The organism is Streptomyces sp. NPDC051963 (assembly GCF_044593495.1).
In the GTDB taxonomy this organism is placed as follows: domain Bacteria; phylum Actinomycetota; class Actinomycetes; order Streptomycetales; family Streptomycetaceae; genus Streptomyces.
Genome location: NZ_JBIUCC010000004.1, coordinates 34,397 through 47,120, shown reverse-complemented (window position 1 = coordinate 47,120; position 12,724 = coordinate 34,397). Strand labels below are relative to the sequence as shown.

The window sequence follows — 12,724 nt, the reverse complement described above, 5'->3', positions numbered from 1 at the left end:
CCCGCGCGGCGGAGCCGCATATAGATACAGCCCCGCGCCCCTGACGGGGCGCTGTAATCCGCCGGGGTCCAGTCAGTTCTCTTGGGCCAGGCCCCGGCGGATTGCGAACTCCACCGCCGAGTAGTTCGCGTCGGCCCGCTCCAGCTCGTACGGCACCGTCGGATGCAGGGGTGGCTGTGCCATGAAGCGGGGGCGGGTGCCGTGGTTCGGCTGGGCGGAGTGGACCAGGAAGGGGTGACAGAGGTAGACGTCGCCGGGGCGGCCGGTGGCGTGGGCGAGGGGGCGGTGCGCGGAGGCTTCGGCGACCTTCGGGCCCAGCTCCAGGAAGGAGGCGCCCGCCTCGCCGTACGGAGCGAGGACCTGCGGTACGTCGAGGTGCGAGCCGACCCGGATGCGGGTCGGGGCGTTGTCCTCTGCGACGTCGCTGAACAGGAACAGCATCAGCAGCGCGCGGTCCTTGGAGCGCAGGTTCGTGTGCGCGTGCTCGGCGCCCTCGGGACAGTAGCTGCCCTCGATGTGCCAGCCCGCGTCGTCCGGTTCCTCCTCGTGCGGGAACCGCAGCGGGAAGCTGCCCAGCGAGTAGCGCGACTGCCAGCGGTCCTCACCCACCAGCACGTCGAACGCCTCATGCAGGACAGGGGAGTTGACGGCCGCCGCAAACGGGCCCTGCGCCATGTCGTACACCCAGTGCACGGGGTCCTTCCAGGTGCCGGGGTCCTGAGGGTCGTACCCGGTCTCCCGCCACAGCAGCCGCGCGCAGTGCTCGGCGACGCGCGGCGGAAAGGCGCCCTCGATCTTCACGAACCCGTCCTCGAGGAACCGCTCCACCATCTCGTCGTCCATGGGGCCATCGTGGGCGACCGGCGAAGGGCGGCGCATCTGATTTTCGGCGCCACGACTTTGCTGTAGCGGCAACAGTGTTTGCCTGTTCGGGGTGTGTCGGCGCACGCTGTGGCCGTACCCGGACGAGAGGCCGACGACCATGGCGCACGAGCACCAGCACCAGCACACGCATGATCACCAGCACGAGCACACCGACATCGACTGGGCGGAGATGGCCCCGCTGCTTCAGGCCCAGGCGGAGCTGTACACGCCCTTGCACGAGCACGCACTCGCCTGGCTGGGCAAGAAACAGACCGAGCCGGGGCTGATCGTCGATGCGGGCAGCGGACCCGGCGTCGTCTCCTGTCTGCTCGCCGACGCCTTCCCCGGCGCCCGGGTCGTCGCCGTCGACGGCTCCGAGCCACTGCTGGAAATGGCGCGTGCAAGGGCGGAGCGGCTCGGCGTCGCGGACCGCTTCGGTACCCTCACCGGTGAACTGCCGGACACCATGGGCGACTTGGAATACCCCGCCGATCTGATCTGGGCCAGCCAAAGCCTGCACCACCTCGGCGACCAGCGCGCCGCCATCGCGGCCTACGCCGAACGGCTGGTGTCCGGCGGCACGCTCGCGCTGGTGGAGGGCGGCCTGCCCACCAGGTTCCTGCCGCGCGACATCGGAATCGGGCGCCCGGGCCTACAGGCACGTATCGACGCCATGCAGGAGGAGTGGTTCACCGAGATGCGGGCGGCCCTGCCGGGCAGCGTGGCCGTGGTCGAGGACTGGCCGGCACTGCTGACCGCCGCCGGACTGAAGCCCTCCGGCACCCGAAGCTTCCTCCTCGACCTGCCCGCCCCGACCCCCGACCGCGCCCGCACCGTCGCCGCCGCCACCCTCTCCCGCATCCGCGAGCGGTTCGGCGACACCTTCGACGCCACCGACCGCGCCACCCTCGACCGCCTCCTCGACCCCGACGACAAGGCGAGCGTGCACCACCGGACGGACCTGTTCGTACTGGCGGCGCGTACGGTGCACACGGCCGTGCGGAGCGGCTGACGGCGGTTCGGCAACCTGCGCCTCTTGACTTGGAGAGCGCTCCAAGTGATGGACTCCCCGCTGTTCACCGAGAGACGTTCCACCGGGACGCGATCCTCCGGGACACGTTCCGCTGAGACGTTCACGAGACACAGGGGGAAACCATGACCGACTCACCGGTCGCGCTCATCACCGGCGGCGGCAGCGGCATCGGTGCCGCGGTCGCCCGGCGGCTGCTCGACGCCGGGCAGCGGGTGGCCGTCACCGGCCGTGGTGAGGAACGGCTGCGCGGCCTCGCCGAGGAACTCGGGGATCCCGAGGGGCTGTTGACGATCGCCGGCGACGCGGCCGACTACGACCAGGTGCGTGGGGCCGTCGAGGCCACGCTGAAGGAGTTCGGGCGGCTCGACACGGTGGTCGCCAACGCCGGGTTCGCCACCCATGACTCGGTCGCCGAGGGTGATCCCGCGGGGTGGACCGAGATGGTGCTGACCAATGTGCTCGGTCCGGCGCTGCTCATCCGTGCGTCCGTCGACGCCCTGAAGGAGACGCGGGGCCGGATCGTGCTGGTCGGCAGCGTCGCCGGGTTCGTGAACACGCCGGGCAACATCTACGGGGCGACGAAGTGGGCGGTGACCGGGCTCGCCGAGAACACCCGGCGGCAGGTCACCGAGTGGGGCGTCGGGGTGACCCTGATCGCGCCGGGCCGGGTGGAGACCCCGTTCTGGGACGGCTACGGCAGCCTGCCGCCCGGGCATCTCCTGACCGCCGACCAGATCGCCGAGTCGGTCGTCTGGGCGATGCGGCAGCCGGCCGGAGTCGACATCAACACCGTGGTCGTACGCCCGATCGGGCAGCCCAACTGACCCAGTGCGGGCGGCCCGTCAACGGGCCGCCCGCCCGGTGCCGCGTGGCGTCACTCGGTCGTGGCCGGGTCCGGACCGAGTCGCCGGTCCTCGTTCAGCGCGCTGATCGCCGCCAGGTCCTCGGTGTCCAGGCTGAAGTCGAAGACCTCGATGTTCTCCTTGATCCGGGACGGCGTCACGGACTTGGGGATCACGACGTTGCCGAGCTGGACGTGCCAGCGCAGCACGATCTGAGCCGGGGTGCGGCCGTGCTTCTGCGCGATGGCCACGACCGCCGGGACCTCCAGCAGACCCTGGCCGGAGCCGAGCGGCGACCAGGCCTCCGTGGCGATGCCCTGCTCCGCGTGGTACTCGCGGGAGGCGTGCTGCTGGAGGTGCGGGTGCAGCTCGATCTGGTTGACCGCCGGAATGACCGACGTCTCGCCGATCAGCCGCTCCAGGTGTTCCGGCAGGAAGTTGGAGACGCCGATGGCACGGACCCGGCCGTCGGCGAGGAGCTTCTCGAACGCCTTGTAGCTGTCGACGAAGTTGCCCGTCGCCGGTCGTGGCCAGTGGATCAGGTACAGATCCAGGTAGTCCAGGTCGAGCTTGCGCAGGGACTCGTCGAAGGCGCGCAGGGTGGAGTCGTACCCGTGCTCGCTGTTCCAGAGCTTGGTGGTGACGAAGAGATCCTCGCGGGGTATGTCGGCGGCGGTGATCGCCTTGCCGGTGCCCTCTTCATTGCCGTAGATCGCCGCTGTGTCGATGCTGCGGTACCCGGCCTCCAGCGCCGTGGCGACCGCCTGCTCGGCCTCGTCGTCGGGCACCTGCCAGACGCCGAAGCCCAGCTGGGGCATCTCGACACCGTTGTTGAGGATGATCGGGGGGACCTTGCTGCTCACGCGCTCTCGATCCTTCGGTTGTCGTCAGGTGGTACTGACATCGTCAACGATCACGAGCCGTGATGCATTCCTGACCGAAGAATCCGCAGAAATGTACTGGTATCGGCGGTGTGGGCCGCCGCTACGCCCGGTACAGCGCCTCGACCTCGTTGGCGTACGCGTTCTCGATCGCCTTGCGCTTCAGCTTCAGGGAGGGCGTCAGCAGCCCGTGCTCCTCGGTGAACGGCTGCGCCAGTATCCGGAACGTACGGATCGACTCGGCCTGCGAGACCAGGGTGTTGGCCGCGACCACGGCGCGCCGCACCTCCGTCTCCAGGTCCGCGTCGCGCACCAGCTGGGCCGGGGACATCTGGGGTTTGCCGCGCATCGTCAGCCAGTGCTCGACGGCCTCCTGGTCGAGGGTGACCAGGGCGGCGACGTACGGGCGGTCGTTGCCGACGACGATGCACTGGGAGACCAGCGGATGGTCCCGTACGCGCTCCTCCAGCAGGCCGGGCGAGACGCTCTTGCCGCCTGAGGTGACCAGGATCTCCTTCTTGCGGCCGGTGATGGTGAGATAGCCGTCCTCGTCGAGGGAGCCCAGGTCGCCGGTGGCGAGCCAGCCGTCGTGCAGGGTCTCGTCGGTGGCCTTCTTGTTGTTGAGGTAGCCGTGGAAGACATTGGCGCCGTGCAGCCAGATCTCGCCATCGTCCGCGATGTGCACGGTCATACCGGGGATGGGCTGGCCGACGGTGCCGTAGCGGGTGCGCTCGGGCGGGTTGGCGGTCGCGGCCGCCGTCGACTCGGTGAGGCCGTAGCCCTCGTAGATCTGCACGCCCGCGCCCGCGAAGAACAGCCCGAGCCGCCGGTCCATCGCCGAGCCGCCCGACATCGCGTGCCGGACCCGGCCGCCCATGGCCGCGCGCACCTTGGCGTAGACGAGCTTCTCGAAGAGCTGGTGCTGCATGCGCAGACCCGCCGAAGGGCCGGGGCCGATGCCCCATGCCTTGGCCTCCACCGCGTCCGCGTACTTCACCGCGATCTCGACGGCCCGCTCGAAGGGCCCGGACTTGCCCTCCCGTTCGGCCTTGCGGCGGGCGGCGTTGAACACCTTCTCGAAGATGTACGGCACGGCGAGGAAGAAGGTCGGCTTGAAGGCGGCCAGGTCCGGCAGCAGGGCCGCCGCGTTGAGCTGCGGCTGGTGGCCGAAGCGGACCCTGCCGCGGATCGCGGCCACCTGCACCATCCGCCCGAAGACGTGCGCGAGGGGCAGGAACAGCAGGGTGGCCGCCTCGTCGCCCTTCTTGGAGTGGAACACCGGCTCCCAGCGGTCGATGACCGTGTCCGCCTCGTACATGAAGTTGCCGTGCGTGATGACACAGCCCTTGGGGCGGCCCGTCGTCCCCGAGGTGTAGATGATCGTGGCGACCGAGTCGGGGGTGACCGCCTGCCGGTGCCGGTGCACGATCTCGTCCTCGATGTGGGCGCCGGCGTCGTACAGCTCCTGCACGGCCCCGGAGTCGAGCTGCCACAGCTGGCGCAGCTGCGGCAGCCGGTCGATGACGGTGGCGATCGTCATCGCGTGGTCCTCGTGCTCCACGATCGCGGCCGTGCACTCGGCGTCGTACAGCGCCCAGAAGCACTGCTCTGCCGAGGACGTGGGATAGACCGGCACCACCTGGGCGCCGATCGTCCACAGCGCGAAGTCGAAGAGCGTCCACTCGTAACGCGTGGGGGACATGATCGCGACCCGGTCGCCGAACCGGATGCCTCGGGCAAGCAAACCCTTGGCGAGGGCCAGCACTTCGTCACGGAACTCCGCGGCGGTGACATCCCGCCACTGACCCAGCTCGTCCTTGCGGCCGAGCGCGACGTAGAGCGGGTCCTCCTGGGCGTGCTGAAACACGACATCGGCCAGTCCGCCCACCGGCGGTGCCAACGCCAACGGAGGGTTGGTGAACTCGCGCAAACCCCGCTCCCCGCTCCTGGTGACGCTCCGCAGGCCGTGAAAGCTACCCCACCCGGGAGCGGGGCGGGAGGGGGGTCGAAACGGAGCAACGTTCAGAAACGCCCTGGTCGGTGTCCGAAAATGCGCTCACATAGGGAAGGGTCGGACACTTTCCTTACGGTTGAGTAAGTTTCGGTGCCGTAATCTCCACCGAATCTGTACGGCGCGATTACGGCACCGGGCGGGTCGGCTCCGGTGTGCGGTCTGCTCTTCTGCCAGCGTCGGCACGGGCGCATTCGTCACTGGGCCCGATGGCCTGACCAGGGCGGGCGTTCTCGGGGAAGGCGCCACCAGCCCCGTACCGATGCCCACGAGGATCAGCGCGCCGACGTCTCAGAAGGCCTTCTGCTGACGCCGGTGCAGTCGGTCGCCGCCCGTCAGGATGGCCGCGGCGAGGGCGTCCGCTGCGCCCTGGGCCGAGGTGCGGTGGCGGCCGTGGACCACGACGAAGTCGACCTGGCCGAGTTCGGGCAGGCCCGCGCGCTCCGGCATGCGGACCAGGCCGGGTGGGATCAGGCCGCGGGAGTGGGCCATCACGCCGAGACCCGCGCGGGCCGCCGCGAGGAGGCCGTTGAGGCTGCCGCTGGTGCAGGCGATGCGCCATTCGCGGCCCTGGCGCTGAAGGGCCTCCAGGGCCAGGGCGCGTGTGATGCCGGGCGGCGGGTACACGATGAGCGGGACCGGGCGCTCGGGGTCCAGCCGCAGGCGTTCCGCGCCGATCCACACCAGGTCGTCGTGCCAGACCAGTTCGCCGCGCGGGTCCTGAGGGCGCCGTTTCGCCAGGACCAGGTCCAGCTTCCCGGCGGACAGCTGCTCGTGCAGGGTGCCGGAGAGCTCCACCGTGAGCTCCAGGTCGACCTCGGGGTGGTCGTGGCGGAAACCTTCGAGGATCTCCGGCAGCCGGGTCAGCACGAAGTCCTCGGAGGCGCCGAAGCGGAGCCGGCCGCGCACCCGGGTACCGGTGAAGAACGCCGTCGCCTGCTCGTGGACCTCCAGGATCCGGCGCGCGAAGCCGAGCATCGCCTCGCCGTCCTCGGTCAGCTCCACGGAGTGGGTGTCCCGGGTGAACAGCAGCCGTCCGGCGGCGTCCTCCAGCCGCCGTACGTGCTGGCTGACGGTCGACTGGCGCAGTCCGAGCCGCCGGGCGGCCTGCGTGAAGCTCAGCGTCTGCGCCACCGCAAGGAAGGTACGCAGATGGGAGGGGTCGTACATGGGAACCACGCTAGCGCCTTATCGCGGAACGTGATGACAGTCAGAGCGGTATGACGGATTCCCGATCAGGCTGTGGAGGAGGACGATGGAGCGGGGAAGTGTTGGCCCTGTACCGCCCGAGAGCAAGAGTCAGTGGAGCACCGTGAAACGCCTGCGTTGGCCGAGTTGGATGCCGATCGACCCGTACATCCTGCTGTTGCTCGGGACGGTCGGGCTCGCCGCGCTCCTCCCGGCGCGCGGGACGGGCGCCGACGTCGCCTCGGGTGCTTCCACGGCCGCGATCGCCTTCCTCTTCTTTCTGTACGGGGCCCGGCTGTCGACGCGCGAGGCACTGGACGGGTTCAAGCACTGGCGGCTCCATGTCACGGTCCTGGCCTGTACCTTCGCGATCTTCCCGCTGCTGGGTCTGGCCGCCCGCGGATTCGTCCCGGTGCTGCTGACGGAGCCCCTCTATCAGGGCCTGCTCTTCCTCACCCTCGTCCCGTCGACCATCCAGTCGTCGATCGCGTTCACCTCGATGGCCCGCGGCAATGTGCCCGCCGCGATCTGCGCGGGCTCCTTCTCCTCGCTCGTCGGCATCGTCATCACCCCGCTCCTGGCGGCCTCGCTGCTGGGCAGCAGCGGCGGCTTCTCCGGCGACTCGCTGATCGAGATCGTGCTCCAGCTCCTGGTGCCGTTCCTCGCCGGGCAGGTCCTGCGGCGCTGGATCGGCCGGTTCATCACCCGGCACAAGAAGGTGCTCGGGCTCGTCGACCGTGGATCGATCCTCCTCGTCGTCTACACGGCGTTCAGCGAGGGCATGGTGCAGGGCATCTGGCATCAGGTCAGCCCCGCCCGGCTGGGCGGCCTGCTCGTCGTCGAGGCCCTGCTGCTCGCCGTGATGCTCGCCCTGACCTGGTACGGCGCCAAGGCGCTGCGCTTCGACCGCGCGGACCGGATCGCGATCCAGTTCGCCGGCTCGAAGAAGTCCCTGGCCGCCGGACTGCCCATGGCGAGCGTCCTGTTCGGCGCGCACGCCTCGCTGGCCGTGCTGCCGCTGATGCTGTTCCACCAGATGCAGCTGATGGTGTGCGCGGTGATCGCCAAGCGCCGGTCGCACGACAAGGAGCTCAGCGGGCCGGTGCCAGCCGGAGAGACACGAATCGCGGTCGGTACAGGGACACGTTCCGGCTGAGCTGCGCCGCCGCGCCGCCGCCGGTGTCCAGCCAGTTGACGTCATAGCTGAGTACCAGCCGCCCGTCACCGCTCAGTTCGGGATGGACCTGCGGGTTGTAGGCGGCGACCTGGCCGTCGGGCAGTCCGGGGCTGAAGCCCCGGGTCGGCCCGTGCCAGGGCCCGGTGGGGGAGCAGGCCCAGTACGAGGTGACGGTGGTCAGACCCTTCGCACCCGCCGCCATGGTGAACAGGACGTACGTCCCGTCCGCGCGCACCACCGAGAACGCGCTGCCCACCCCGTCGCCCAGCACCGTGCGGGGGACGGCACCGGCAGCCCACTCGGAGCCGTTCCAGTACTGCCAGGCGCCCGGCTCGGCGAGCCTGCCCGCGGGCACCCGCGCCACATACGCCGACGAGGCGGGGCGGGACGCCGCCTGGCCGTCGTCGCCACCGAAGACATACGTCCACCCGCCCTCCCGGACCAGCGTCGTGCCGAACAGGACCCGCCGGGAGGGATCGGCGACCCACTGCTGGTCCAGCACCGGGACGACCGACTCGACCCGCAGGTCGGGCAGGGACAGTGTGGCGACCTCGGTGGCGGTGGGCACGCCGTAGATCCAGGGCGACTGGCCTGCCGTCCGCACCCACAGCAGCACCCGTACGACCTGCTCCGACGAGCCGGGCGAGCGGGGCTCGACCTGCGCGGCGACCGGCCACCGCCACCGGTTCGGGGCCGGGTCGGGGAAGAGGGGTGCGGGGAGGGTGCTCCGGAGCCGCCCGTCACGCATCACCACGGCCGAGTTGCGGACCAGCGGGGCTGTCGTGTCGCGCCAGGCGTACGACTCGCCGACCGGGTTGGGCGGCGCATGCACCTGACCGAGATAGGTGTCCGAGAACAGCCACAGCAGCCGGCCGTCCGGCAGCCGCACCGAGTGGCTGCCGTCGCCGCCGGTCCAGTCGTCCGCGCGGCTCGCGTCGTCGCCGTAGCGGGCGAACTCGCCGGTGAGCCGCCGGTCCGCCGACCAGGAACCCACCGCACGGGCCGGGCACGCGCCGCCGCCCTCCCGGTCGCCGTCCGGGAGGGCGGTGAGCAGTACGGCCGCGAGCACCAGGGTCAGCAACAGGCCGAGCCCGGTCCCCGTCCGCTGTCGCGCTCGTACGTCGTCGGGCACGCCCCGCGACGTTAGTCGCTGCCGGTGACCTGGTCCATGGGTAGCCACAGGACGGTGTCGCCAACCGGACCCGTGCCGTCCGTACGGACCTGGGCGATCTCCGTGTCGGTCAGCGCCCGGGACCAGACGTGGACGTCGTCGATCGCGCCGGTGAAGAAGGCGCGGCTGTCCATGCGCTGGCCGATGTGCACGCCGAAGGGAGAGTTGCGGCTGACCGAGCCGGCCACGTCCGCGGTGCTCATCGTCTCCCCGTCGATGAAGAGCGTCAGTTTTCCACCACCGCGGCGGAACGCCAGATGGTGCCACCGGCCGTCGTTGTACGCGCCCGCGGTGTTCACCTCCGCCTTGCGCACGATCGTCGCACCCTCGCGCGCGGTCATCAGGGCCTGCACGCGGTTGCTCGCGGGCTCGCCGCGCAGCGTGATGTGCGGCTGGCCGGTCGCGACCCCGCCCATCGACAGCAGCGGCTGCTCGCCGGTCTTGGCGGTGTGGCGGAACCAGAGGGAGGCGGTGAAGTCCCTGGTGCCGATCGGGAGCCGCTCGTGGTATGGCAGGCGTACGGCGTCGTCGGCGCCGTCGAAGGCCAGCGCTCCGTCGAACGCGCCGTCCGTGGGCGTGGGGCCGCCGAGCACGGAGGCCGGTGAGGCGAGCAGGGCCTGGTCGGCGGTGGTGGGGTCCGGGCCGCGTTGCGGGGTGAGCCAGTCCTCGGTGAAGCGGGCGAAGCGGATCTCGTCGCGGGCGTCGACGGCCCCGCCCTCGTACATCAGGCCCACGGTGGTGCCGCTGATGTGCACCAGGTCGGAGTAGCCGGACCAGTCCCGGGCGACGACCGTGCCACGGTCCACGCTGTCCCAGGTGGCGCCGCCGTCGTACGAGGAGCGGATCATCATGGTCCGGCGGCGGTCCGGGTCGCCGGGGCAGGCCAGCAGGAGGCGGCTGGTCACGTTCAGCATCGAGCACTGGACCTGAGGGGCGTAGAGGTCGGGGAGGTCCTGGAACGGCGTGGCGAAGCTGTCGCCGCCGTCCTGGCTGACGGCCTGGGTGCGATGGCCGAGGTCGGTGCCGTCCGACTCGCGGCCGCTGACCAGGATCGTGCCGTCGGTGCGTTCGGCCAGCGTGAGCTCGCCGTTCTTCTGCTTGAAGGTGCCGTCCTCGGCGACCTCCGAGGACTCGCCGGCGCCGAGCCGCCAGTGGTCGCCGCCGTCGTCGCTGACGATGAGCGCCGCGTGGTTCTGGGTGACCCGGCTGCCGTCCCAGGTCTCGCCGTTGACGCTGATGACGATCCGCCCGGCGTTCTCACCGCGGGTGAGCTGGATGCCGTGCACCGGCCCGGTGGCGTACCAGGAGTTCCAGTCCTCGGGCAGGATCTCCTCACTCAGATCGCGCGGCTCGGTCCAGGTGCGGCCGTCGTCGTCGCTGTGCTGGAGATACGGGCTGCGCTCGCAGGGCGTGGCGCAGTTCCCGGTGTCCGTACGGCCTTCGTTGTACGTCTCCGCCAGCAGGATCCGGCCGCTCTTCTGGTCCACTACCGGTGTCGGATTGCCGTGCGTGTCGCCCACGCCCTCGTTGACCACCTGGAGCGGGCCCCAGGTCTTCCCGCCGTCGGTGGAGCGCTTGACGACGATGTCGATGTCGGTGGCGTCACCGCAGTTGAGGACGCGGCCCTCGGCGAACGCGAGCAGTGTGCCCGCGTTGGTGCGCACGATCGCCGGGATGCGGAAACAGGCGTAGCCGGGGTCCTGCGAGGCCTTGAAGAGGACCTGCTGTTCGAACACGGGGGCCTTGGTGGCGGGTTGGGCGTGTGCGGGGCTCGGCAGTGCGGCGGCCGCCGTGGTGACGGCGGCCGCGGTGAGAGTGGATCTCAGAGCCCGGAGGGTGGATCCAAGACGTGCACGAAGACTCGGCGGCATGGCATGACCTGCCCTTCAGGCATGTGGACATCTGACCTCTGGACATCTGACCCCTGGACATCCCACGTCCAACGCGCGTGTCACAGACGGTAGTTGTGGTGAACGACAGCTCACAAGAAGCGTGCAGGGGGGCGCGTGGGAGCGTTGGGGGGATTGCTGCCGGTGATGCGTTTCCCGGGCCTCGGGAACCCTCGGCGGACCACCGCCACGGCTCCCGGCGCTACGACGCGAACAACTCGGTCCGCTCGCGGACTATTCGGGCCGGCAGAAGGCCCGTCACGGTCCTGCCGCCCACGAGAGGGTCGTACGCCCGGACGGTCCCGCCGCCGCCCAGCCCGTCGGGCTCATGGTCGACGGGCCGGCCCGGGACATCGCCCCGCAGCCGGGCGAGCCGTACCGCCGGTCGGCCCACGCCGCGAGACGCTCCGCGGGATGGGAGGACATGCGGCTTCGCCGCCGGGCCGCGACGGGCCGTCGGTCGTCTGCGGTTGCGTCGTGGCCGGTCGTGCGGTTCCTCGCGCCCCTCCAGGGCGCTGCTGAACCGCACCAGACGTCGCCGGGGCTGCTCCAGGAGGGGGCCACCGGGGGCGTCGTACCGGACGCGACGCATCGACCGCACCTCCAGGAGTTCGTTGGGAGTCCCAACGATAAGCAGATGATCGTGGGGAAGTCCAACGACTTTTCACCTAGTGTGTTGCCATGGCCGAAGCTCCCCTTCCTGCGATACGGGCCCTGCCCGGCTGGCTGCTCGGTCGGGCCGCCGCCCGGGGGCGCGCGCTGGTGGCCGCCGCGCTGGCCACGGAGGGCATGAAGGTGTGGCACCACGTCGTGCTCTCGGCCGTCTCCGACCTCGCCCCCGTCGCCCAGGCCGACCTCGGCAGAAGCGTCGGCCTCGACCCCAAGGACGTCGTCGGGATACTCGACGATCTACAGTCCGCGGGCCTCGTCGTCCGCGCCCCCGACCCGACGGACCGGCGCAAGAACGCGGTGTCCGTCACCGGGGAGGGTGCCCGGCTGCTGGCGCGCTGCGAGAAGGCGGCCCGGGTGGCGGACGACGAACTCTTTGCCCCGCTGTCGGCCGCCGAACGCGACCAGTTCATGGGGCTGTTGATCCGGATTTCCGGTACGGACGGCTGACGGCGGATAACGTTCCGTCATGAACGCACCTCTCGCGCTTGATCCCACGCGCAGCGCCCTCGTGCTCGTCGATCTGATGGACCGGATCGTCGCGCTGCCCCTGGAGCCCCGCAAGGGCGCCGAAGTCCTGCACGTCGCCGAGGAGTTGGCGGCGGCGTTCCGCTCGGCCGGGGCGCCGGTCGTGCTGATCCGCGTCGAGCGCCCCGGCGTCGCCGAGCAGCCGTCCGGCAGCGGTCTCGCCGCCGGACTGCGCGGGGACGGCGACCTGGAGGTCGTCAAGCGCACCATCGGCGGCTTCCAGGGCACCGGCCTCGACGACCGCCTTCGCGAACGCGGCGTCACCACTCTGGTGTTCGGCGGCATCACCACCAACCTCGGCGTCGAGTCCACCGCCCGCGCGGCCGGCGACCTCGGCTACGAACTCGTCTTCGTCGAGGACGCCATGACCGCGTTCACGGCCGCCGAGCACGACGCGTCGGTCCGGCTGGACTTTCCGCGGCTGGGATCGGTGGTGTCGGCGGCCGACGTGGGCTTCATGGTCGGCTGAGG

Annotated in this window: 12 protein-coding genes; 5 read left to right on the top strand and 7 right to left on the bottom strand. The window is 70.7% G+C overall.

The features are described 5' to 3' along the window. Positions 1 to 72: 72 nt before the first annotated feature. A complete protein-coding gene (locus ACIHFB_RS16985; RefSeq protein WP_400127200.1) occupies positions 73 to 843 on the bottom strand; it encodes a phytanoyl-CoA dioxygenase family protein in 771 nt (256 codons plus the stop codon). A gap of 139 nt (positions 844 to 982) precedes the next feature. Between ACIHFB_RS16985 and ACIHFB_RS16980 the strand changes: the two genes are divergently transcribed. After that, positions 983 to 1,876, top strand: a complete 894-nt coding sequence (locus ACIHFB_RS16980) for a class I SAM-dependent methyltransferase (protein ID WP_400127199.1) — start codon at positions 983 to 985, stop codon at positions 1,874 to 1,876. A gap of 143 nt (positions 1,877 to 2,019) precedes the next feature. Next, positions 2,020 to 2,721: an SDR family oxidoreductase gene (locus ACIHFB_RS16975; RefSeq protein WP_365273586.1), complete on the top strand. Its 702-nt coding sequence runs from the start codon at positions 2,020 to 2,022 to the stop codon at positions 2,719 to 2,721. A 50-nt stretch (positions 2,722 to 2,771) separates the two neighbouring features. On the opposite strand, the gene ACIHFB_RS16970 is transcribed toward ACIHFB_RS16975, so the two are convergent. The 3 genes from ACIHFB_RS16970 to ACIHFB_RS16960 form a co-directional block, all read right to left on the bottom strand. Beyond that, positions 2,772 to 3,602, bottom strand: coding sequence for an aldo/keto reductase (locus ACIHFB_RS16970; protein WP_400127198.1), 831 nt, complete (start codon positions 3,600 to 3,602; stop codon positions 2,772 to 2,774). A gap of 121 nt (positions 3,603 to 3,723) precedes the next feature. Then, the gene (locus tag ACIHFB_RS16965) at positions 3,724 to 5,550 is read right to left on the bottom strand and encodes an AMP-dependent synthetase/ligase (RefSeq protein ID WP_400127197.1); all 1,827 of its coding nucleotides are present in this window, start codon (positions 5,548 to 5,550) and stop codon (positions 3,724 to 3,726) included. Positions 5,551 to 5,922: 372 nt separating this feature from the next. Next, on the bottom strand, positions 5,923 to 6,801 hold the full coding sequence (locus tag ACIHFB_RS16960; protein ID WP_365273578.1) for a LysR substrate-binding domain-containing protein: 879 nt from the start codon (positions 6,799 to 6,801) through the stop codon (positions 5,923 to 5,925). A 169-nt stretch (positions 6,802 to 6,970) separates the two neighbouring features. On the opposite strand from ACIHFB_RS16960, the gene ACIHFB_RS16955 reads away from it, so the two are divergent. Then, a complete protein-coding gene (locus tag ACIHFB_RS16955; RefSeq protein WP_400127551.1) occupies positions 6,971 to 7,975 on the top strand; it encodes a bile acid:sodium symporter family protein in 1,005 nt (334 codons plus the stop codon). Here ACIHFB_RS16955 and ACIHFB_RS16950 read toward each other — a convergent pair. The 3 genes from ACIHFB_RS16950 to ACIHFB_RS16940 all read right to left on the bottom strand — a co-directional run bounded on the left by ACIHFB_RS16950 (position 7,911) and on the right by ACIHFB_RS16940 (position 11,648). Then, positions 7,911 to 9,128, bottom strand: coding sequence for a DUF4185 domain-containing protein (locus tag ACIHFB_RS16950; protein ID WP_400127196.1), 1,218 nt, complete (start codon positions 9,126 to 9,128; stop codon positions 7,911 to 7,913). The genes ACIHFB_RS16955 and ACIHFB_RS16950 overlap by 65 nt on opposite strands. 11 nt (positions 9,129 to 9,139) lie before the next feature. Continuing rightward, positions 9,140 to 11,038: an exo-alpha-sialidase gene (locus ACIHFB_RS16945; RefSeq protein WP_400127195.1), complete on the bottom strand. Its 1,899-nt coding sequence runs from the start codon at positions 11,036 to 11,038 to the stop codon at positions 9,140 to 9,142. A gap of 220 nt (positions 11,039 to 11,258) precedes the next feature. Further along, entirely contained in the window at positions 11,259 to 11,648 is a 390-nt protein-coding gene (locus tag ACIHFB_RS16940; protein WP_400127194.1) for a hypothetical protein, read from the bottom strand. A gap of 89 nt (positions 11,649 to 11,737) precedes the next feature. On the opposite strand from ACIHFB_RS16940, the gene ACIHFB_RS16935 reads away from it, so the two are divergent. Then, positions 11,738 to 12,175, top strand: coding sequence for a MarR family winged helix-turn-helix transcriptional regulator (locus ACIHFB_RS16935; protein WP_400127193.1), 438 nt, complete (start codon positions 11,738 to 11,740; stop codon positions 12,173 to 12,175). A 19-nt stretch (positions 12,176 to 12,194) separates the two neighbouring features. After that, positions 12,195 to 12,722, top strand: coding sequence for an isochorismatase family protein (locus tag ACIHFB_RS16930; protein WP_400127192.1), 528 nt, complete (start codon positions 12,195 to 12,197; stop codon positions 12,720 to 12,722). Positions 12,723 to 12,724 lie beyond the last annotated feature (2 nt).

Bases quoted from the DNA above. Each gene is read 5' to 3' on its own strand.
- ACIHFB_RS16975 (WP_365273586.1), top strand. From the start codon at position 2,020: ATGACCGACTCACCGGTCGCGCTCATCACCGGCGGCGGCAGCGGCATC.
- ACIHFB_RS16955 (WP_400127551.1), top strand. From the start codon at position 6,971: ATGCCGATCGACCCGTACATCCTGCTGTTGCTCGGGACGGTCGGGCTC.
- ACIHFB_RS16935 (WP_400127193.1), top strand. From the start codon at position 11,738: ATGGCCGAAGCTCCCCTTCCTGCGATACGGGCCCTGCCCGGCTGGCTG.
- ACIHFB_RS16985 (WP_400127200.1), bottom strand. From the start codon at position 843: ATGGACGACGAGATGGTGGAGCGGTTCCTCGAGGACGGGTTCGTGAAG.
- ACIHFB_RS16945 (WP_400127195.1), bottom strand. From the start codon at position 11,038: ATGCCGCCGAGTCTTCGTGCACGTCTTGGATCCACCCTCCGGGCTCTG.
- ACIHFB_RS16930 (WP_400127192.1), top strand. From the start codon at position 12,195: ATGAACGCACCTCTCGCGCTTGATCCCACGCGCAGCGCCCTCGTGCTC.
- ACIHFB_RS16980 (WP_400127199.1), top strand. From the start codon at position 983: ATGGCGCACGAGCACCAGCACCAGCACACGCATGATCACCAGCACGAG.
- ACIHFB_RS16960 (WP_365273578.1), bottom strand. From the start codon at position 6,801: ATGTACGACCCCTCCCATCTGCGTACCTTCCTTGCGGTGGCGCAGACG.
- ACIHFB_RS16940 (WP_400127194.1), bottom strand. From the start codon at position 11,648: ATGCGTCGCGTCCGGTACGACGCCCCCGGTGGCCCCCTCCTGGAGCAG.